This window comes from Pseudomonas juntendi (assembly GCF_009932375.1).
In the GTDB taxonomy this organism is placed as follows: Bacteria; Pseudomonadota; Gammaproteobacteria; order Pseudomonadales; family Pseudomonadaceae; genus Aquipseudomonas; species Aquipseudomonas juntendi.
Genome location: NZ_BLJG01000039.1, coordinates 61,979 through 80,947, shown reverse-complemented (window position 1 = coordinate 80,947; position 18,969 = coordinate 61,979). Strand labels below are relative to the sequence as shown.

Annotated in this window: 22 protein-coding genes; 7 read left to right on the top strand and 15 right to left on the bottom strand. The window is 63.8% G+C overall.

What is annotated here, in order from left to right; translation table 11 throughout:
* Window positions 1–222: 222 nt before the first annotated feature.
* The 5 genes from GYA94_RS06110 to ribBA all read right to left on the bottom strand — a co-directional run bounded on the left by GYA94_RS06110 (window position 223) and on the right by ribBA (window position 5,528).
* Window positions 223–1,371 carry an ABC transporter ATP-binding protein gene (locus GYA94_RS06110; RefSeq protein WP_161891974.1) on the bottom strand — a complete coding sequence of 383 codons (1,149 nt, stop codon included), beginning with the start codon at window positions 1,369–1,371 and terminating at the stop codon, window positions 223–225.
* Between the two features lie 17 nt (window positions 1,372–1,388).
* On the bottom strand, window positions 1,389–2,195 hold the full coding sequence (locus GYA94_RS06105) for an ABC transporter permease (protein ID WP_009686434.1): 807 nt from the start codon (window positions 2,193–2,195) through the stop codon (window positions 1,389–1,391).
* A 6-nt stretch (window positions 2,196–2,201) separates the two neighbouring features.
* Window positions 2,202–3,119: an ABC transporter permease gene (locus GYA94_RS06100; protein WP_009686435.1), complete on the bottom strand. Its 918-nt coding sequence runs from the start codon at window positions 3,117–3,119 to the stop codon at window positions 2,202–2,204.
* Window positions 3,116–4,141, bottom strand: a complete 1,026-nt coding sequence (locus tag GYA94_RS06095; RefSeq protein ID WP_161891973.1) for an ABC transporter substrate-binding protein — start codon at window positions 4,139–4,141, stop codon at window positions 3,116–3,118. The genes GYA94_RS06100 and GYA94_RS06095 overlap by 4 nt, the downstream gene beginning before the upstream one ends.
* A 265-nt stretch (window positions 4,142–4,406) precedes the next feature.
* On the bottom strand, window positions 4,407–5,528 hold the full coding sequence (gene ribBA, locus GYA94_RS06090) for a bifunctional 3,4-dihydroxy-2-butanone-4-phosphate synthase/GTP cyclohydrolase II (RefSeq protein WP_029887298.1): 1,122 nt from the start codon (window positions 5,526–5,528) through the stop codon (window positions 4,407–4,409).
* Window positions 5,529–5,605: 77 nt separating this feature from the next.
* On the opposite strand from ribBA, the gene GYA94_RS06085 reads away from it, so the two are divergent.
* Window positions 5,606–5,899 carry a DUF1330 domain-containing protein gene (locus tag GYA94_RS06085; protein ID WP_110678535.1) on the top strand — a complete coding sequence of 98 codons (294 nt, stop codon included), beginning with the start codon at window positions 5,606–5,608 and terminating at the stop codon, window positions 5,897–5,899.
* A gap of 64 nt (window positions 5,900–5,963) precedes the next feature.
* On the opposite strand, the gene GYA94_RS06080 is transcribed toward GYA94_RS06085, so the two are convergent.
* Both GYA94_RS06080 and GYA94_RS06075 read right to left on the bottom strand, forming a co-directional pair.
* Window positions 5,964–7,199 (bottom strand): hypothetical protein, encoded by a 1,236-nt coding sequence (locus tag GYA94_RS06080; protein ID WP_174824171.1) that lies wholly within the window; start codon window positions 7,197–7,199, stop codon window positions 5,964–5,966.
* A gap of 321 nt (window positions 7,200–7,520) precedes the next feature.
* Window positions 7,521–8,540, bottom strand: a complete 1,020-nt coding sequence (locus GYA94_RS06075) for an alpha/beta hydrolase (protein ID WP_029887295.1) — start codon at window positions 8,538–8,540, stop codon at window positions 7,521–7,523.
* 146 nt (window positions 8,541–8,686) lie between these two features.
* Here GYA94_RS06075 and GYA94_RS06070 point away from each other — a divergent pair, with 146 nt between their 5' ends.
* The 6 genes from GYA94_RS06070 (at window position 8,687) to GYA94_RS06045 (ending at window position 12,757) form a co-directional block, all read left to right on the top strand.
* Window positions 8,687–9,571 (top strand): LysR family transcriptional regulator, encoded by an 885-nt coding sequence (locus GYA94_RS06070; protein ID WP_047149663.1) that lies wholly within the window; start codon window positions 8,687–8,689, stop codon window positions 9,569–9,571.
* A 66-nt stretch (window positions 9,572–9,637) separates the two neighbouring features.
* Window positions 9,638–10,039 (top strand): hypothetical protein, encoded by a 402-nt coding sequence (locus tag GYA94_RS06065; RefSeq protein WP_033691107.1) that lies wholly within the window; start codon window positions 9,638–9,640, stop codon window positions 10,037–10,039.
* Window positions 10,040–10,131: 92 nt separating this feature from the next.
* Window positions 10,132–10,353 carry an MbtH family protein gene (locus GYA94_RS06060; RefSeq protein ID WP_110678531.1) on the top strand — a complete coding sequence of 74 codons (222 nt, stop codon included), beginning with the start codon at window positions 10,132–10,134 and terminating at the stop codon, window positions 10,351–10,353.
* Window positions 10,350–11,069: a thioesterase II family protein gene (locus GYA94_RS06055; RefSeq protein ID WP_161891971.1), complete on the top strand. Its 720-nt coding sequence runs from the start codon at window positions 10,350–10,352 to the stop codon at window positions 11,067–11,069. Before GYA94_RS06060 ends, GYA94_RS06055 begins: the two co-directional genes overlap by 4 nt.
* Window positions 11,070–11,126: 57 nt before the next feature.
* Window positions 11,127–11,678: a hydrolase gene (locus tag GYA94_RS06050; RefSeq protein ID WP_161891970.1), complete on the top strand. Its 552-nt coding sequence runs from the start codon at window positions 11,127–11,129 to the stop codon at window positions 11,676–11,678.
* Between the two features lie 23 nt (window positions 11,679–11,701).
* Window positions 11,702–12,757, top strand: coding sequence for a DUF1615 domain-containing protein (locus GYA94_RS06045; RefSeq protein WP_282961915.1), 1,056 nt, complete (start codon window positions 11,702–11,704; stop codon window positions 12,755–12,757).
* Window positions 12,758–12,857: 100 nt separating this feature from the next.
* On the opposite strand, the gene GYA94_RS06040 is transcribed toward GYA94_RS06045, so the two are convergent.
* Genes GYA94_RS06040 through GYA94_RS06005 form a run of 8 tightly spaced genes read right to left on the bottom strand, consistent with a single transcriptional unit; the run spans window position 12,858 to window position 18,891 of the window.
* Complete coding sequence (locus GYA94_RS06040) at window positions 12,858–13,721, bottom strand: metal ABC transporter solute-binding protein, Zn/Mn family (protein ID WP_161891969.1); 864 nt, start codon at window positions 13,719–13,721, stop codon at window positions 12,858–12,860.
* On the bottom strand, window positions 13,718–14,617 hold the full coding sequence (locus GYA94_RS06035; RefSeq protein ID WP_110678523.1) for a metal ABC transporter permease: 900 nt from the start codon (window positions 14,615–14,617) through the stop codon (window positions 13,718–13,720). The genes GYA94_RS06040 and GYA94_RS06035 overlap by 4 nt, the downstream gene beginning before the upstream one ends.
* Window positions 14,617–15,363, bottom strand: coding sequence for a metal ABC transporter ATP-binding protein (locus GYA94_RS06030; RefSeq protein ID WP_054905050.1), 747 nt, complete (start codon window positions 15,361–15,363; stop codon window positions 14,617–14,619). Before GYA94_RS06030 ends, GYA94_RS06035 begins: the two co-directional genes overlap by 1 nt.
* Window positions 15,360–16,262 carry a metal ABC transporter substrate-binding protein gene (locus GYA94_RS06025; protein ID WP_110678520.1) on the bottom strand — a complete coding sequence of 301 codons (903 nt, stop codon included), beginning with the start codon at window positions 16,260–16,262 and terminating at the stop codon, window positions 15,360–15,362. The genes GYA94_RS06030 and GYA94_RS06025 overlap by 4 nt, the downstream gene beginning before the upstream one ends.
* A gap of 16 nt (window positions 16,263–16,278) precedes the next feature.
* Window positions 16,279–16,848 carry a DUF6162 family protein gene (locus GYA94_RS06020; protein WP_161891968.1) on the bottom strand — a complete coding sequence of 190 codons (570 nt, stop codon included), beginning with the start codon at window positions 16,846–16,848 and terminating at the stop codon, window positions 16,279–16,281.
* Entirely contained in the window at window positions 16,845–17,165 is a 321-nt protein-coding gene (locus GYA94_RS06015; protein ID WP_054911725.1) for a hypothetical protein, read from the bottom strand. Before GYA94_RS06015 ends, GYA94_RS06020 begins: the two co-directional genes overlap by 4 nt.
* Window positions 17,162–17,701, bottom strand: coding sequence for a PA2404 family protein (locus GYA94_RS06010; RefSeq protein ID WP_054911726.1), 540 nt, complete (start codon window positions 17,699–17,701; stop codon window positions 17,162–17,164). Before GYA94_RS06010 ends, GYA94_RS06015 begins: the two co-directional genes overlap by 4 nt.
* Window positions 17,698–18,891: a PepSY-associated TM helix domain-containing protein gene (locus GYA94_RS06005; RefSeq protein ID WP_054905054.1), complete on the bottom strand. Its 1,194-nt coding sequence runs from the start codon at window positions 18,889–18,891 to the stop codon at window positions 17,698–17,700. The genes GYA94_RS06010 and GYA94_RS06005 overlap by 4 nt, the downstream gene beginning before the upstream one ends.
* Window positions 18,892–18,969 lie beyond the last annotated feature (78 nt).

Sequence of the window (18,969 nt, the reverse complement as noted above, 5' to 3'; positions counted from 1 at the left end):
CCAGCCTCTATGCTTGAGGCATCACCTGTGCGTTGTTGGGGATTCTATGGTTTCTGGCAAGGGTAGCCGCTGCATCTTCAGTGCCTGTGAGATCGAGCGCCGCGCGGGCGGCGCTCGCTCTAACAGGCGCTGCATACCTTGTGGCAAACACATGTCAGCCCTGATGCGATCCCTGTGGGAGCCGGCTTGCCGGCGATGGGCCGCAAGGCGGCCCTGGCGGTCTCAATGCGCGCCGGCCGATTTGCTCAGGTCGCTCTCGGCCCATTCGGTGTAGATGCAGGCATCTGCCACTGCCCAGCGCACCTTCACGCTGTCCCCTGGCTGCATCGGCATACCCGCTGCAGACAGTGCCTTGACCGTCAGTTCGGTACCACCAGCAGTGACCACATGGCAGGTTTGGCTTTCCCCCAGGAACAGTACCTCGCCAACCTTGGCGCTGAACTCGTTCCAGCCTGCCGGCAGCGGCTGGCGCGCGGCTTGTTCGGCAGTCAGGGCCAGGGCTTTTTCCGGGCGGACCATGATCAGCGCATCCTGCGAGGCTGCCAGCCCCGGGGTCAGGCGGATGGCCACCGGCTGGCCTTCGAAGCTGGCTGCGCCGTTGCTGCTGGCCTTGATCCGCAGGAAGTTGGAGTTGCCCAGGAACGACGCCACAAACGCATTCGGCGGGTTCTGGTACAGGTCGTAGCCGGTGCCCAGGCCAACGATCTTGCCGTGGCTGAAAATGGCAATGCGCTGCGACAGGCGCATGGCCTCTTCCTGGTCGTGGGTCACGTAGACAATGGTGATGCCGAGGCGGCGGTGCAGTTGACGCAGCTCGTCCTGCAGGTCTTCTCGCAGCTTCTTGTCCAAGGCCCCGAGCGGCTCGTCCATCAGCAGAATGCGTGGCTCGTACACCAACGCGCGGGCAATCGCCACACGTTGCTGCTGGCCGCCGGACATCTGCGCCGGCTTGCGGTGGGCGAACTGTTCCAGTTGCACCAGCTTGAGCATGGCATCGACGCGCTTGCTGGTTTCGCCCGCATTGAGTTTGCGAATGGCCAGCGGAAAGGCGATGTTGTCGCGCACGTTCAGGTGCGGGAACAACGAGTAACGCTGGAACACCATGCCGATATCACGCTTGTGCGGCGGCACGTTGACCAGCGACTGGCCGTCGACCAGGATCTCGCCGCTGCTCGGCGTTTCAAAACCGGCCAGCATCGACAGGGTGGTGGACTTGCCCGAGCCGCTGGAGCCGAGGAAGGTCAGAAACTCGCCGTCCTGGATCTCCAGGTCGAGGTTGTCCACGGCGGTGAAGTCGCCGTAGTGCTTGTTCAGGCCACGCAGGCTGACCAGGGTCTTGCCGTGCGCGTTGTCTTTGATCACTGCACTCATTGTTGTTATCTCCGCGCTCAGGCGTTTTCGGTGCGCCGGCGCAAGGCGGCGGCAATGAACATGACCAGCAGCGAAAGGCCGATCAGCAAGGTCGAGGCCACGGCGATCACCGGGCTCAGGTCCTGGCGCAGGGTGGTCCACATCTTCACTGGCAAGGTCTGCAGGTCGGGGCTGGCCATCATCACGCTCAGTACCACTTCATCCCAGGACACCAGGAAGGCGAACAGGCCCCCGGCAATCATCCCCGGGCGAATGGCCGGGAAGGTGACCTTGAAGATTGCCTGCAGGCGCGACGCGCCGCAGATCACGGCGGCATCCTCGATCGACTGGTCGAACAGCTTCAGCGAGTTGATGATCGAAATGATGGTGAAGGGCAGGGCAACGATCACATGGCTGACCACGAACGCGAACAGCGTGCCGGTATAGCCCAGCTTGAGGAACAGCGCGTACACCGCCACCGCAATGATCACCAGCGGCACGATCATTGGCATGGTGAACAGCCCGTACAGCAGTTCACGGCCCGGGAAGCGGCCACGCACCAGGGCGAACGCGCTGGGTAACCCCAGCAGCACCGCTGCAACGGTGGTCAGCACGGCCACCTTGAAGCTGGCCAGTGCAGCCTCCATCCACTCAGGGTTGGAAAAGAACTGGCCGTACCACTTGAGCGTCCAGCCGGGCGGCGGGAAGACCAGCCACTGCGACGACCCGAACGACAGCAACACGATGAACACTACCGGCAGCAGCAGGAAGGCTGCGATCACCCCGGTGGTCAGGTACAGGCCTGTGCGCAGCGGGCGGCCCATGGCATTGGGGGAAAGGAGCATGGCGGTTTACCTCGGGTTGCCAACCGGGGACTCCGGCTGCAGCTTCAGGTACAGGTAGAAGAGCACCAGGGTGATCAACACCAGCAGTGCGGCGGCGGCGCTGGCCAGGCCCCAGTTGAGGAACGACTGCACCTGCTGGATGATGAATTCCGGCAGCATCATGTTCTGCGCCCCGCCCAGCAGTGCCGGGGTGACGTAGTAACCGAGCGACATCACGAACACCATCAGCGCCCCGGAAAACAGCCCCGAGCGGCACAGTGGCAGGAACACCTTCCAGAAGTTGGTCCACGGGCTGGCGCCACAGATCGAGCCTGCCTGCAGCACCATCGGGTCGATGGCGTGCATGGTCGCCTGCAGCGGCAGCACGATGAACGGGATCATGATGTAGCTCATGCCGATCACTACACCGGTCAGGTTATGCACCATCTCCAGCGGGGCATCGATGATGCCCATGGCCATCAACGCCTTGTTGATTACCCCCGAACTCTGCAGCAGCACCAGCCACGAGTAGGTGCGTGCCAGCAGGCTGGTCCACATCGACAGCAGCACGATGTTCAGCAGCCAGCGGCCCCAGCCTTTGGGCACCAGGGTGATGGCCCACGCCAGCGGGAAGCCCAGCAGCACGCTGATCAGGGTGACCACACCGGCCACCGAGAAGGTGTTGAACAGCACCCGTGCGTAAGCCGAGTTGGCGAACAGCTGCTCGTAGTTGCCCAGCCCGGGCGTTGGCTCCAGTACCCCGCGCAGCAACAGGCCGATCAGCGGGGCGAAGAAGAACAGACCCAGGAACAGCAAGGCCGGCAGCAGGTTGCGGCTGCCTTTCCAGCGCTGGCTCAGGCCCACGCGCCGCGGTACGGTGCCCGGAGCGCCGGCCCCCGTGGGGGCACCTTGCGCGTTATGCAGGGCGTTGATGGCGACTTTCATTTGACCAACCACTCATTCCAGCGCGCGGCGATGGCCTGGCCGTTCTTGGCCCAGTAGGCGAAGTCGAGGGTGACCTGGTCCTGGGCATGGGCGGTAGGCAGGTTGGGTGCAAGGTCCTTGTCCAGCTTGGCCACGCTGTCGACGTTGACCGGCGCGTAGGCGGTCTTGTTGGCGAACTCGGCCTGGCCTTCGGCGCTGCTGGCGTTGGCCAGGAACTTCATGGCCGCGTCCTTGTTCTTGGCGCCCTTGGGGATGACCAGGAAATCGGCCATGACCAGGTTCTGCTTCCAGCTCACACCCACCGGGGCACCGTCTTGCTGCAGGGCGTAGACGCGACCGTTCCAGAACTGGCCCAGCGCAGCTTCACCAGAGGCCAGCAATTGCTGCGACTGAGCGCCACCGCCCCACCAGACGATGTCTTTCTTGATGGTGTCGAGCTTCTTGAAGGCGCGGTCCAGGTCCAGCGGGTAGAGCTTGTCCGGGGCTACACCGTCGGCCAGCAGGGCCAGTTCCAGCACGCCTGGGCTGGGCCATTTGTACAAGGCGCGTTTGCCAGGGTAGGTCTTGGTGTCGAACAGCGCGGCCCAGTCGACTGGCTTGTTGGCACCGAGCTTGCCTTCGTTGTAACCGAGCACGAAGGAGAAGAAGAACGAGCCGACACCGTGGTCGGACACAAAGCGTGGGTCGATCTTGTCGCGCTTGATCTGGGTGAAATCGAGGGGTTCGAGCAAGCCTTCGCTGGCGGCGCGCAGGGCAAAGTCGGCTTCCACGTCGACCACGTCCCATTGCACGTTACCGCTCTCGACCATGGCCTTGAGCTTGCCATAGTCGGTCGGGCCGTCCTGGATTACCTTGATGTCGGTCGCTTTGGTGAAGGGAACGGCCCACGCTTCTTTCTGGGCGTCCTGGGTGGTCCCGCCCCAGCTGACGAAGTTGAGGCTGTCGGCGGCTTGGGCGGCCTGACATGCCAGGGTCAGCAGGCTGGCAGACAGCACTGCGGTTACACGTTTGCTCAACAGCATGGTTACGCCCTCGTTGCTTTTGTTATTCGAGGCTGGGCTTGTGGTGCGCCCGCCAATAGTGTTCGGGGAGCAGCTAAAACAAAGTGTCGATGGCCATCTGGCGTTGTGGATGCCGGCCAGCAGATTTAAGGTCTACGGGATATCATATTATGGTATTCCAAACTTTTGGCAAGAGGTACGAGGCGACCGGCCATCACTCTGTCCTCTGCATGCTTGCGCGAACCCCTGTAGGCGCGACGCAAGGCCGCGCCTACAAGGCACTGCGTCAGCCCACCAGGCCTGGCTCAAAGGGAATGCTCTGCACCACCTCCAGCTCATAACCCGCCAGCCCCGCATATTTCAGCGGCGGCCCCAGGTGGCGCAGCTTGCCCACCCCCAGGTCCTGCAGAATTTGTGCTCCGGTGCCCACTTCCGAGTAGACCTTGGACTGCCCGCGCTGGTAAGGCCGCACCGGTTGGGTCAGCTGTGGTACCCGCTCCAGCAATGCCTGCGAGGATTCATGGTTGGCCAGGACCACCACCACGCCGCTGCCTTCCTCGGCCACCTTCTGCAGTGCCGCCCACAGGGTCCAGTTGGCGGGGCCGGCGTACTCGGCACCAACCAGGTCGCGCAGGGGGTCGATCACATGCACCCTGACCAGGGTTGGCTGCTCGCGGCGGATGTCGCCCATTACCATGGCCATGTGCACGCCACCTTCGATACGGTCTTCATAGGTAACCAGGCGGAAGGTGCCATGCACGGTCGGCAGTTCACGTTCGCCGATGCGCTTGATGGTCTGCTCGGTGCTCAGGCGGTAGTGGATCAGGTCGGCGATGGTACCGATCTTGATGCCATGCCGTGCAGCGAACACCTCTAGGTCCGGGCGACGCGCCATGGTGCCGTCGTCGTTGAGCACTTCGACGATCACCGAGGCCGGGCTGAAGCCGGCCAGGCGCGCAAGGTCGCAACCCGCTTCGGTGTGGCCGGCGCGGGTCAGCACGCCGCCTTCGCGGGCACGCAGGGGGAATATATGGCCGGGTTGGACCAGGTCTTCGGGGCGGGCCGTGGGGGCCATGGCGGCGGCCACGGTACGTGCCCGGTCGGCGGCAGAGATGCCCGTAGTGACGCCCGTGGCAGCTTCGATCGACACGGTGAACGCGGTGCTGAACACACTGCCGTTGGCCGGTACCATCTGCTCCAGCCCCAGGCGTTGGCAGTGATCGTCGGTCAGGGTCAGGCAGATCAGGCCCCGCGCTTCGCGGGCCATGAAGTTGATGGCCTGGGCGTCGCAACGCTCGGCGGCGATCAGCAGGTCGCCTTCGTTTTCGCGGTCCTCGTCATCCACCAGCAGGACCATCTTGCCTTGCCGGTAGTCCTCGAGAAGTTCCTCGATGGTGTTGAAAGCCATGTTGCACGCTCGCTGTGGTGGTGTCATTTTTATGGTATACCATCATACACAAGTATCGGCTAATCAGGAGAAGGCGCATGAAGGCCTATTGGATCGCCCATGTGGACGTGACCGACCCGGAGCAGTACCAGCAATACACCCAACGCGCCCCGGCTGCCTTCCAGGCGTTCGGTGGCCGCTTTCTGGCCCGTGGCGGGCGCAGCGAGGCGCTGGAAGGGCGGCCCACACCTCAGCGTAGCGTGGTGATCGAATTCGATTCCTACGCGCAGGCGGTGGCGTGTTACCGGTCTGAGCTGTACCAGGAGGCGTGCAGCCATCGCCAAGGGGTAGCGAAGGCCGACGTGATCATCGTTGAAGGGGTGGGGCCGTGAGTGTTGGTTGATGCCCCTGACGCCGGCGAGCCGGCGATAGGGCCACTACTGGCAAAACAGAAGCTCAAGGCGCTTGCGTAACGTGCACGTTGTCGATGACCATGCGCGGATTTTCGCCGTCTTCAACCATGTGAAGGTGCAGGATTTCAGGGCCGTTCACCGTTAGCTCATCGGACCCATAATGCATACCTTCACGGTCACTGAGCCGTTTGTGGTTGTCCGTGAAGGTGAGATCTCTGGTACATAGATCACTGCACCCCCAGTCGTAACTTACGCGGCGGGTACCTGTGCCAGGCAGCAGAATTTCGGTTGAACCGTCGAACGTAAGATGTTTTGCCTTTATGGCGCTTCCATCGCCGCTGTGCGAATCGTCGCTGACCCCACCCGTGCCATGTAGTTTGAATGTCGTCTGGTCAACCTTGAATTCCTTGCGGTCACCGACCTGCTCGGACTCGAAATCGACCTCCGAAGTCACGATGGGGCGACCTACCGCTTGGTCTTGCTCATCGTAGGTTAGCTGCATAACCTGATCCTTCGCCGTGGGCAGCTTGATTCGGATTACAGGCACCGCCTGGCCATACGCTGCGTGATACCGGAACTGGTCGAACTGCGCCAGCAAGCCAGCCTGCGTCTGACCCTCGACATAGAAAAATGCAACAACAGGCAAGTTGGCGCCCACGCCGACTTGCCAGGCTGGAAGCAAAATCTCGTTGTAGCCCATCCACGCATCGGCGCTCAAACCTGCCCTGACTTTTATCGGCATCTCGAACCACCGGGCCCTCATGTTCGCGGGTGCTTCGCGAAGGTCCCACCCGCAGACTCTTGATTTTCTGATGTCATCTTCGCTGTACGTTGCCAACCACGCTTCGGCATCCTTCACGCCGACCTTCTGGCACGCATCCGTGGTGCTCTCAAACCCATCATGCGGGCCGCACCCCTGCGCGGTTTCGCGGTTGTCCGTGCCACCATCGATGGGGAAGGTGCACAGTACTTCGAGCTCGCGCAGCTTGCCGTGCGGGATGGCCTGCAGCGGCGGGAACAAATAACCATTGAAGCGTTCCGCCGCCCTGCCGAAGTTGGTGTCACGGCGCACCCAGGAAAACGCTATGGCGCCTTTATCCAAGTGCTTGCGGCTCGGGTCCCAAGGTAGCGATTCTGGGCTGAAACCGGTGGCACGCATTTCAAAACCGCTGCACAGGTAGCTGGGTTTGTCAGGCCCACCACAGTCTTCGGTGACCGAGTCGTACCAGACTTTCAGTTGCGTAACCGCCTGTTCACCCCGCTTGTTCAATTCGATCAACTGCTGTGACTTGGCTGTTGCGCTTGTGAGTGCCTGAGTCTGCGCGGGCGGACGGGCAGGCAGCACAGGGGACGTGTGCGACACGCAACCGATCAAACTTGCCAGGGTTAGAAGCGACAGGGCTATTCGTGTCCACATTGGCGAGCACCTTTTTCTGAGTGGAGTAGCACAGCCGCACGCATAGCTATCGTGGGCTTTGGTGCAATTTGCGCACAGGAAAAAAGTGGCGGCTACTGGCAGTTTTATCAGCATTCGGGCCAAGCCCAGGTGACCGAGCGCCAACATCTCGATTGGGCCTGGGCAGGTCTTCCGGGCATGGGCTCAGTTCAGGTGCGCTTTGAGTTCGGCGCCAGCCTGGCGCATTGCCGCCTTGACCGCCGGTACCTGGCTCAGCGGGTTGAGCAGCCCATAGTCATGGATCATGCCGTTGTAGCGCACCGAGGTCACCGGCACGCCGGCGGCATTCAGCTTGCGGGCATAGGCCTCACCTTCATCACGCAGCACGTCGAACTCGGCTGTTTGCACCAGCGCTGGCGGCAAGCCTTGCAACTGTTCGGTGGTAGCTCGCAGCGGCGCGGCGTAGATCTGTTCCCGCGCCTTGGCATCCGTGGTGTAGTTGTCCCAGAACCACTTCATCATGCCGGTGGTCAGGAAGTGCCCTTCGGCAAACTGTTTGTACGAAGCGGTTTCGAAGCTGGCGTCCGTCACCGGCCACAGCAACAGCTGGAAGCGCAGGGCCGGGGTGCCAGCTTCTTTGGCCTTCAGCGCCACGACCGCCGCCATGTTGCCACCGACGCTGTTGCCAGCCACGCCCAGCCGCTTGCCATCCACGCCGATCTGCTGGCCGTGCTCGGCCACCCAGCGGGTCGCGGCATAGGCCTGGTTGATCGCGGTCGGGTAGTGCGCCTCCGGCGACGGGGTGTAGTCGACATACACCGCCACTGCCCCAGAGCCAACCACCAGGTCACGGATCAGCCGCTGGTGGGTCGGGAAGTCGCCGAGCACCCAGCCACCGCCGTGGAAGAACATGAATACCGGCAACGCCCCTTTGACATTGGCCGGGCGAACCACCTGTAGCTTGATCGACTGGCCGTCGGCCTCGATGGTGCGTTCCTTCACCTCGATCCCGGAGAGGTCAACCTTGACCGAGGCCTGGGCGCCGGTCAGCACCGCGCGGGCATCTTTCGGGCTGAGTTGCTCCAGTGGCTTGCCGCCGCCTTGCTCCAGGGCTTCGAGGAAGGCCTGGGTGCGTTGCTCCACGCCGGGGCTCCCCGCTGCGAACGCGCTGGAAACGGACAGCGCCAGAAGCGAGGCGGTGAGTGTTTTGTGGACAATATTCATGGGCGAATCCTTTTCTGTGCAAGTGTCGGGGGTGGGCGTCTTGCCTGGCCTGCTGGGCCATCGCTGCGACCTGTGCGTAGATTAGGCAGGTGCGCTCGTGGGAAAAAGCCGCTATAAAGCGTTTTACTGTCACCAAGAGCGAGACAATGAACCCCTACGAAGACATGCGAATCTTTGCCCAGGTGATGGAGGCCGGCAGTTTCACCGCCGCCGCCGACCGCCTGGGGATGTCCAAGCAATCGGTGAGCCGGCGCCTGATGCAACTCGAAGCGCGCCTGGGCGTGCGCCTGCTCAACCGCTCCACCCGGCGCCTGGACGCCACGCCGCTGGGCCAGCAGTACTACCAGTCGGCCATGCGCCTGCTCGGTGAAGTGCAGCAGGTGGAGCACGACATCAGCGGCCAGGCCCAGGCCTTGCGCGGCACCTTGCGCCTGAGCGCGCCATTGTCGTTCGCCATGGCGCACCTGGGCTGTTTGCTGACCGAGTTCCTGCAGTTGCATGCGCAGGTGGATGTGGAGGTGGACCTCAGTGATCGGGCGGTGGACCTGATCGGCGAAGGCTATGACCTGGCGTTGCGGATTGGCGCGCTGGAGGACTCCAGCCTGATCGCCCGGCGCATCGCCGATGTGCAGCGGGTGTACTGCGCGAGCCCGGCCTACCTGGCGGCGCGCGGTGTGCCGGCCAGGCCGGAGGACCTGGCCGGGCATGACTGCCTGCCCTATGGGCATTCGCGGCAGGTGCAGTGGCAGTTTCGGCAGGCTGGCAAGGCCCAGGCGATTCAGGTGGCCGGGCGCATGCGCGCGAACAATGGTGAAATCCTAAGGGACGCGGCGATTGCCGGCATGGGTGTGACTTACCTGCCGACCTTCATCGTAGGGCAAGCGCTGGCCGATGGGCGCCTGGTCACGGTGCTGGATGACTGGCGGCCGCCAGCTTTGCAGCTGTCGGCAGTGTACCCGCAGCACCGGCAGGTGGCGCGGCCGGTGCAAGGGTTCGTGAACTTCCTGCGTGAGCGCTTGCTGCAGTTGTAAAGCCAGGGCACGGGCGACAAAAGACCGCTTCTACAAGCACCCGCAAAAACTGGCTATGCTTGGCCCATGACCAGCTCTCCACCGTTGCGCCAGCCTTGCCCCCCTGGCGCCTGCATTTGTGGCCGCGAACAACTGGCCGACCACCCGCAGACCGCCCAGCGCATCCTCCTGCTGACCCGCCAGGAAGAAAAGCGCCTGCTCGAGCGCCTGGAAAACCTGAAAGACCTTGAAGACCTGCAGCGCCTGCAACAACGCTTGTTCGACAATCTCGGCATTCGCGTGCACATCGCCCCGGGCTTCAATGAAGTGCGGACCATGCGCGGCATCGTCATCGAACTGGATAACCAGCCCGGGCTGTGCCGCAAGACCCGGCAGGCGATCCCGGCGGCGATCCGCCGCGGGCTGGAACGCAATCCCGAGGTTGCGTTCCGCCTGCTCGATACCCACGACCTGCTGCGCGATGCATGAGATGAAGTTAATTTTCCGCCGGCTTGCTACGTCTACTTGAAAGCCTCCTGCGCCAAGCGCGCAGCGGTACTCATCATTCAAGGAGACAGGCAATGACTTCTGTATTCGACCGCGAAGATATCCAGTTCCAGGTAGTGGTCAACCACGAAGAGCAATACTCGATCTGGCCCGACTACAAAGCCATCCCCAACGGCTGGCGTGCAGTGGGCAAAAGTGGCCTGAAAAAGGACTGCCTGGCGTACATCGACGAGGTGTGGACCGACATGCGCCCCCTCAGCCTGCGCCAGAAAATGGCCGAAGCCGCCGCCCAGTGACCGCACTGAACCTGCTGTGCCTGCCTTACTCGGGCGCCAGCGCCATGGTCTACAGCCGCTGGCGGCGCAAGCTGCCGTCGTGGGTGCAGGTACGCCCGGTGGAGCTGCCCGGGCGCGGCGCACGCATGGCCGAGCCGCTGCACACCGACATGCAGGCGCTGGCCCGGCAACTGGCCAGCGAGCAGCACCTGGCCGCCAATGCACCCTATGCGTTGCTGGGCCACAGCCTGGGTGCCTTGCTGGCCTTCGAGCTGGCGCATGAGCTGCAAGCGCTGGGCTGCCCGGCGCCGCTGGCGTTGTTTGCCTGCGGCACGGCGGCCCCGACCCGGCGCGAAGATTACGATGGCAGGCACTGGCGCGAGCCAAAAACCGACGCCGAGCTGATCAGCGAGCTGCGTGAGCTGCAAGGTACGCCCGAGGAAGTGCTGGCCAATGCCGAGTTGATGAGCCTGACCTTGCCGACACTGCGCGCCGATTTCCTGCTGTGCGGCACCTACGCCTACCGTCAGCGGCCGGCCCTGAGCTGCCCGCTGCATGTGCTGGCCGGCACTGATGACCGGGCCAATGACGAGCAACTACGGGCCTGGGGCAAAGAAACCCACGGCGAGTTTTCGCTGCAGATGTTCCCCGGCGGGCACTTCTTCATCCACGAGCATGAAGACCGTGTGCTCGACGCCCTCACTGCCTCGCTGCAACCGTTGCGCCTGTCCGCCTGATTGACGTCACCGCTTGCCTGGGGGAGGCTAGGCCTTTTCCCAGGCAAGGGGCAGAGCATGCTGATCGATCCACACAAGGCCACGCTGCTGGTCGTCGACATCCAGGAAAAGCTCATCGGCGCCATGAGCGACGCCGAAGGCACCCGGACGCGGGCCCGCTGGCTACTGGCGGCGACCGCCGAGCTGGAGCTGCCGGTGGTGATTTCCGAACAGTACCCCAAGGGTCTGGGCCACACCCTGGCCGAGTTGCTGGCGGCGGCACCGGCCGCCCAGGTGGTGGAGAAAAGCCATTTTTCCTGCGTTGCCGCCCAATGCTTGCCCGACAGCCTGATGGCCCGTGAACAGGTGATCGTGTGTGGCATGGAAACCCATGTCTGCGTGCTGCAGACCGTGCTCGGCCTGCTGGCGCTGGGCAAGCAGGTGTTCGTGGTCGAAGATGCCTGTGACAGCCGCACGGCGGCCAGCAAGGCGGCGGGCCTGGCGCGCATGCGCGAAGCCGGTGCGCAGGTAGTGACCCGGGAAATGGTGCTGTTCGAACTGATGGGGAGTGCGGCGCATCCGTTGTTCCGCCACATCAGCAAGACCTACCTGGTCGGTGAACAGCCCTGAACGGCTGGTTATGGGCGGCAGGCATGATGGCCCTTGTACTGCTGCAAGGTTGCGCTGGGCGCCGCGAAGAATTGCCCGCAGCGGACCCGGCCGAGGTTCGCGCCCAACTGCTGCGGTTGCTGCCCACGCAAGCCCGCGACCGCGAGGGCTGGGCCAAGGACATCCAGGTGGCCTTCGAGGCCCAGCGCATCACCCCCAGCAAGAGCAACCTGTGTGCGGTGTTGGCGGTCACCGAGCAGGAGTCGACCTTCACGGCCGACCCACAGGTGCCCAACCTGGGGCGTATCGCCCGAGAAGAAATCGACCGCCGCGCCGCGCGCCTGCACATCCCCAGGCTGCTGATCGATGGTGCGTTGAAAACGCCGTCTGGCAACGGCCAAAGCTACCAGCAGCGGCTACAGGCAGTGCGCAGCGAGAAACAGTTGAGCGAATTGTACGACGAGGTCATTGCCCGGCTCCCGTTGGGCAGGACCTTGCTTGGCGGGCTGAACCCGGTGCATACCGGCGGGCCGATGCAGGTCAGCATCGACTTTGCCGAACAGCATGCGCAGGGGTACCCCTACAGCCATGACGGCAGCATTCGCCAGGAGGTGTTCACCCGGCGCGGTGGCATGTACTTCGGTATCGCCCACTTGTTGGGTTACCCAGCCAGCTACGAACGCCCGCTCTACCGCTTCGCCGATTTCAATGCCGGCTGGTACGCCAGCCGCAATGCGGCGTTTCAAGCGGCGCTGAGCAAGGTCACGGGTGTGCGCCTGGCGCTGGACGGCGACCTGATCGCACCGGGGTCGATCATGCCGGGCGCGACCGAAACGGCGGCGCGCAAAGTGGGCGGGAAGCTGGGGCTGCGCAACCCGCAGATTCGCCGCCAACTGGAGGACGGCGACAGCCTGGCGTTCGAGGACAGCAAGCTGTACGCCGGGGTATTTGCCCTGGCCGACGCCGCCGCTGGCAAGCCGCTACCGCGAGCGGTGCTGCCGGGAATCGAACTGAAGAGCCCGAAGATTACCCGCAAGCTGACCACGGCGTGGTTTGCAGGGCGGGTGGACGAGCGTTATCAACGGTGCATGAAGCGCTAGCGCCCAGGTGCACTGTCAATGTCGCCCCTGCCGAGGCAGGCGCGGCCTTGCAGCGCGAAAGGGCCGCATAGCGGCCCCAGGATTTGCGACGGACTGTTGATCAGCTTTCGCCAAGTGCCCCGACGACTTGTTCGACACTGGCCTTCAACCCGGCAAACGCATCATCCGGGTCGCTGTCCACCACCACCAGTTTCGCGCCGGCCGCCTGGATCGCTGCGGCCAGCGCCGGCTCCGGTTGGCGATGGTCCAGCACCAACGCCACATCCTGTGCCTTCAGGTTGGCCTCCAGCGCCTTCAGCGCGGCAGCATCCCACGCCGTTGGCAGCGGCTGCTGCACCACATCCAGGTTCAGGCCGCTGGCCAGGTAACCCAACCGCGGCGACAGGCTGACCACTGTGAGATTGTCGACCTTGGCCAACTGCGTCTGGCTGCTGGCGGCAAGTTCCAACAGCTGGCGCTTGAGGGCGGCCAGGTTGCCCTGGATTTTCGTTCTTTCGCTCGGCGCAAGGCGTTCCAGGTCGTTGGCCACGACGTCGGCCATGCGCCCCAGATTGGTCGGGTTCAGCCACGGGTAGGCGTTGTAGGCATCGTCGCCACTCACCGCGATACCTGGCAATGCGCCGTCCACCGGTCGTGCGGCATCGATCTCGACAATGCGGATATTGCTGCGCCGGGCCATCGGGTACAGCGGGTCGTCGCGCCAGATCGAACGTACGCCGATCACCGCATCGGCCTGTTGCGCAGCCTTGTCCAGGCTGGCGCCACCACGGCCGCTGAAGTACGACGGCTGGCGACTGGCCGGCAGGTTGGTCGGGGCTGCGCGCTTGAGTTGTACGCCGGTCCCCTCGAGCAGGGCGCTGGCCAGGCTGTGGGTGATCGGCAAGGTGGTCAGCACCTGCGTGGCGAAAGACAGCGACGGCAGGCTGGCCAGGGCCAGTGCCAGGGTCAGGTGTTTCAGGTTCATGCCGGGTTTCCTTGCAGGCGGGGAACGAGGGCGCGGGCGAGCGCAGCGAGGGCGAAGCAGAGACCGGCAACCAGGATGATCGCGGCACCCGACGGCACCGGCAGGTCGAACACGATCGGTAGCAGGATGCCGAACAACGTGCTGATGGTGGCGATGAGCACCGAGAGGAAGAAAAAGCCCTTCAGTGACTGGCTGACCAGGCGCGCGGCGGCAGCCGGGATCACCAGCAACGCACCGACCAGAATGGCCCCGATCACCTTCACTGCAGCCACGGTGACCAGGGTCACCAGCACCACGAACAGGTAGTCCAGTGTTTTCACCGCCACGCCGCGTACAGCAGCCAACTGCGGGTTGAAGCTGGCCAGCATGATGCGGTTGTACAGCGGCAGCGCCAAGGCCAGCACCAGTACGGCGACGATGCCCAGTACCACCAGGTCCTGCCCGCTCACGGTCAGCACCGAACCGAACAGCACGTTCTCGAGGATGTGCACATTGATCTTGCCCGCCAGCATCAGCAGCAGGCTGGCGCCCAGCGCCAGCGACACCGAGAGGAATACGCCGATCAGTGTGTCCGGTGACAACCCGGTGCGGTTACGCAGGAAGTTCAGCAGGATGCCGAACAGCAGGCAGTAACCGAACAGGCTGCCATAAGGCCCGGTGTAGGGCTCGCCCAGCAGGATGCCGATAGCCACGCCGGTCAGTGCGGCATGGCCGACCGCTTCGGAAAAGAATGCAAAGCGCTTGACCACCACCAGGGTGCCCAGGCCACCCAGCACCGGGCCAATCATCAGACCGGCGAGCAAGGCATTGACCACGAAGCCATAGGCCAGCGCCTCGGGCAGGTAGCCGGCAGTGGCCCAGTCCTGGACCGTTTGGCGAAAGGTTTCGAAACTCATCAGGCAATGCTCTCGCTACGCGGGTGGACGGAAAACAGGCCCAGCAGGCGCTCCGGCGTCAGGGCCTGGGCTGGCGGGGCGTCGAACAGTACCTGGCGGCTCAGCCCGGTAACCCGGTCGGCCAGGCGCAGCACCGCTTCCAGGTCGTGTTCGATCCACAACACAGTGGTCCCCGCCTGGCGCCAGGCCAGCAGCAGTTGTTCGAACACCTGAATGCCGGCTTCATCGAGCGCCGACATCGGCTCGTCCAGCACCAGCAGTTGTGGTTCGGGGATGAGCCCCTGGGCCAGCAGCACCCGCTGGCGCTCACCGCCCGACAAGGCCCCCATGCGCCGCTTGCGCTTTTCCAGCATGCCAACCCGCGCCAACGCAGCATCGATGGCAGGCTGCACCCTGCGCGACAAACCCAGGAAGGCCGGGCGCCGCTGGCACATGGCGGCCATGAAATCATCCACGGTCATTGGCAGCCCGCGGTCGAACTCCAGCGCCTGCGGGACGTAGCCGATCACCTCGCCTTGCCCTGGCCAGTGCAGGGTCAGTTCACCATGGTGGGGCATTTGCCCGAGCAGGGTCTTGATCAGCGAACTCTTGCCGCCGCCGTTGGGGCCGACGATGGCGTGCACGCTGCCCGGGGCAACGGTGAAGCTGACCTGTTCGAGGATACGGGTGCGGCCCAGGGTCAGGTCGATATCGGCAAAGGTGATGCGCGGCCCGCAGGCCGTTGCCAGGTTGGCAGCGGCGGTCATGCGCGGTTCTCCTGAATGGCGCGGACCACGGTGTCGAGGTTGCGCTTCATTTCCACTTCGTACTTGTCCTTGGTGTATTCGCCATAGGAAATGTGGGTAAGGGGGTAAAGGCGCACACCAGACTCACGCTGGATGGTTTCGACATAGGCTGAGGGGAAGTCCATTTCCGAGAAGATCACCCTCACGTCCAGTGCCTTGAGCTGGTCGATGGTCTTCTTCAGCTGCGCCGGGCTCGGCTCGATACCATGGGCGGGTTCGACCACGGCGGTCACTTCCAGGCCGAAGTCGCGGACCAGGTAGTCGTAGGCAGCGTGGATGGTGGCCACGCGGAAGGTAGCGCTGGGGGCCTCGGTGACCTTGGCCAGTGCCTGGGCACGCAAGCCACGCAGGCGTTTGGCGTAGGCCCGGGCGTTCTGCGTGTAGAACCGGGCATTGTCCGGGTCGAGCCGGCCCAGCTCGCGGGCAATGTTGTTGACCTGGGCAATGGTCGTGCTGATCGACAGGAAAGTGTGCGGGTTGACCACCTTGCCGGCACCGCGTGCGGCAATGCCGGTAGCTGCCAGCAGCGGTACGTTCTGGTTGGCCTCGATCGTGGCGATATCAGGTTTTTCACTGGCAGCGATCATGCGGTCGGCAAAGTCGTCATGGCCAACGCCATTGAGCACCACCACGTCCAGGGTGCCGATGCGCTTGATGTCTTCGGCCCGGGGCTCGTAGGCGTGCGGGTTGAAGCCCGCCGGAATCAGCGGCACCACCTCGGCCTTGTCGCCAACGATGTTGCTCACGTAGCTGTAGTAGGGGTGCAAGGTGATGCCGATACGCAGCGGCTTGCCGTTATCGGCCAGAGCCATTGCCGGCAGGGCCAGGGCCAGGAGCAGGGCGAGGGCGGAGCGAAACATGGGCGAGTCCTTCGGTTCAGTGGCGGTGTTCGCGGGTAACCCCGGCGTCGTAGTGGCTGACCACCTGTTGCCAGCCAGCGGCGATCAGTGCCGCCTGGCCGAGGTCATCCGGGATGATTGCGGCGCTGTCGCGGCGCAACCAGATATCGGCCTGGCCGGTGCTGTCGGGTGGCAGGATCAGCAGCAGGCTGCCGGCAATTTCGGGTGCCTGGCTGCGGCCCAGGTAGGCGCCAGCCTCCAGCCAGGTCCATTGGTGGCTGCCCCGGCTCTGGCTGCCGGCGTCGACCACGAATGGTGGCAGGCCTTCATCGGCCATGGCCTGTACCCCAGGTGCAGCGGCGTTTTCTTCACGCAGCAACTGGATCTCGTCGAATGCCACCCGCAGGTCGGTGTAGAGGCCTTGCTCGGCCGCAGTGAGGTCGCGGCGGGCGTCGATCTGGTGGCTGGCGATGGCCTGTTCGTCCTCGCGCTCGCCGCGCAGCGACACCACGCCAGCCGCCAACGCCACTATCAGCAAGCTGGCCAACAGCACGTACAGGGTTTCGTGCCCGGCCCCGGCCGGGCGAATCACGTGAGCGCGGCTCATGGCTGGGCGATGTCGGCGTAGTCGACTTCCACCACGTGCCCGGGGCCGGCGTCGAACAGTACGTAGAATTCGCCGTCCGGGCGCTTGAAGGTCAGGGTCGAATCGTCGCCAAGCTTGCCGCCGACCAGCACTTGCTCGTCATAGCCGATCACATCCAGGGTTACCCCGGGGGCGCCACTGCCGTCCGAGAATCCACCGGTGCACTTGACTTGGCCGCTGGCCAGTTCTTCGCATTCGCACATGGGGTTGTGGGCCAATGCCGGGCTTGCGGCCAGTGCCAGCAAGGGCAGGGCGAGGGTGCGCAGCAGGTAGTTCATTTCTTGCCTCCTTTGTTCTCGAGCCAGGCCACGGTGGCTGGCGATGCCTTGGCCAGCGGGACAGACGCCTGGTGCATGCTGCCGTCCCAGCCTTCCACGGTGATCCAGATCTGGGCGTCGGGTTTGGTGCGCGGAGGGACCGGCAGGTTGGTGGCCATGGCGTAGGGCGCGCCGAAGAAAATCGTGCCCGCCGCCCGCAGGCTGCGCGGTTTGCCGATGCGCAGGTAAACGGCCTTCACGTCGTTGAGGCACGCCTTGCACAGCGCTGCCCTGAATACTTTGAAGTCGCCTGCCGGGCCGTCTCTGCGGGGCGCTTCGTCACGCAGTTCCGCCAGGTCCAGGGTGTAGGGGCCGGCCTGGATGCCGGTGATCACATTCGCCCCCAGCCCTGCCTCGCCGCGGAACAGCTTGGCGTCGCTGAAATACTTGGGCATGAAACCCAGGGGGATCAGGATCAGCAGGATGTTCAAGTGGAAGCGCCACTTCAACCACCACTGTTTAAGCGGGCTGACGGGCACGGCCTGGGTGGGGCTCATCGTTGCATCTCCAGCGAGGTCCGGGTGGGCACAGTGCGGGGGGCGCGTTCGCTGCGCTTCAGCGCGGCAGCGGTGGCTTGTGCGGTACGTTTGGTCCAGATCAGCAAGCCGCTGAACACCATCAGGGTGAGCACCAGGCCGAAGAAGAACCAGATCAGCTTGATCGGCAGGCCGCCGAAGTCACCGGTGTGCAGGGGGCGCATGGACTCGGTGACGAACTCCAGGGCGGAGCGGTCGCCCAGCAGGAACTGGCTGTCCACCTTGCGCGTGTAGGGGTTGACCTCGGCGCTTTGGAACATCAGTGGATACCAACCCCGCCCGCCCATGGAAATATGGCTGTAAGCGGTGGCAGGCAACGCAATGAAGTTGATTTCCAGCCCTGGAATCGCCAGGCCAGCGATGCGTGCCGCTTCATCGAGGTCGATCCGTGGGGCTGGGCTGCCATCGGCGGTCTGGGGCACTTCGTCGCGAGCGATGACCGGCACGATCGGCTCGCTGGAAATGCTGATGTGGTTGTCGAACAGAATTGCCTGAATCAGGAACCAGGTACCGGTGATGGAAATGACCGCGATGAACCAGATCGACCAGACACCGGCCAGGCGGTGCAGGTCGCCCCAGAAGATGCGCGAACCGTGCCCTGTACGTACCGGTTTGAAGAAGCCTTTCCAGAACTTCTTGTACACCACCAGCCCGGTTACCAGTGAAGCGAGCATGGGCAGACCGAGGATCGACACCAGGTACCAGCCCCAGCTGAACCCGTTGGTGAAGGGCACCAGCCACCAGCCGTGCAGGGCGCGGGTGAAGGCTTCGAAGTTGAAGTCAGGGGATTTTCCCTGAATCGCACCGGTGTAGGGATTGACGTAAAGGGTCGGGGTGGTGCCGTCCGGGAAGGTCACATTGGCCGTGAGGGCGAAGTGTGAGCCGTCGGGCTGGATGATGGACTGCACGACCATATCCGGCTCTGCTTTGTGCAGGGCGTTCAGCACCTGCTGGAAGCTGAGGCGTTCGGCGTCGGTGTCCGGCTTGCTGGCACGTACATCCGGGTTGGCCAGCCAGACGATTTCCTGGCTGACCACCGCGAGCATGCCCGTGAAGCAGACGATCAATACAAAGAACCAGATCGGCAAGGCAAGCCAGCTGTGCACCAGGAACCACAGCCTGGATTTGGATTTTTTCAAGGGTTTGGCCATCAGACGGTCTTCTGCAATGGGTGGTCGAGCGTGCGCCCAACCAAAGAGGGCTGTACTGATAAGGACGAATGAGAATCG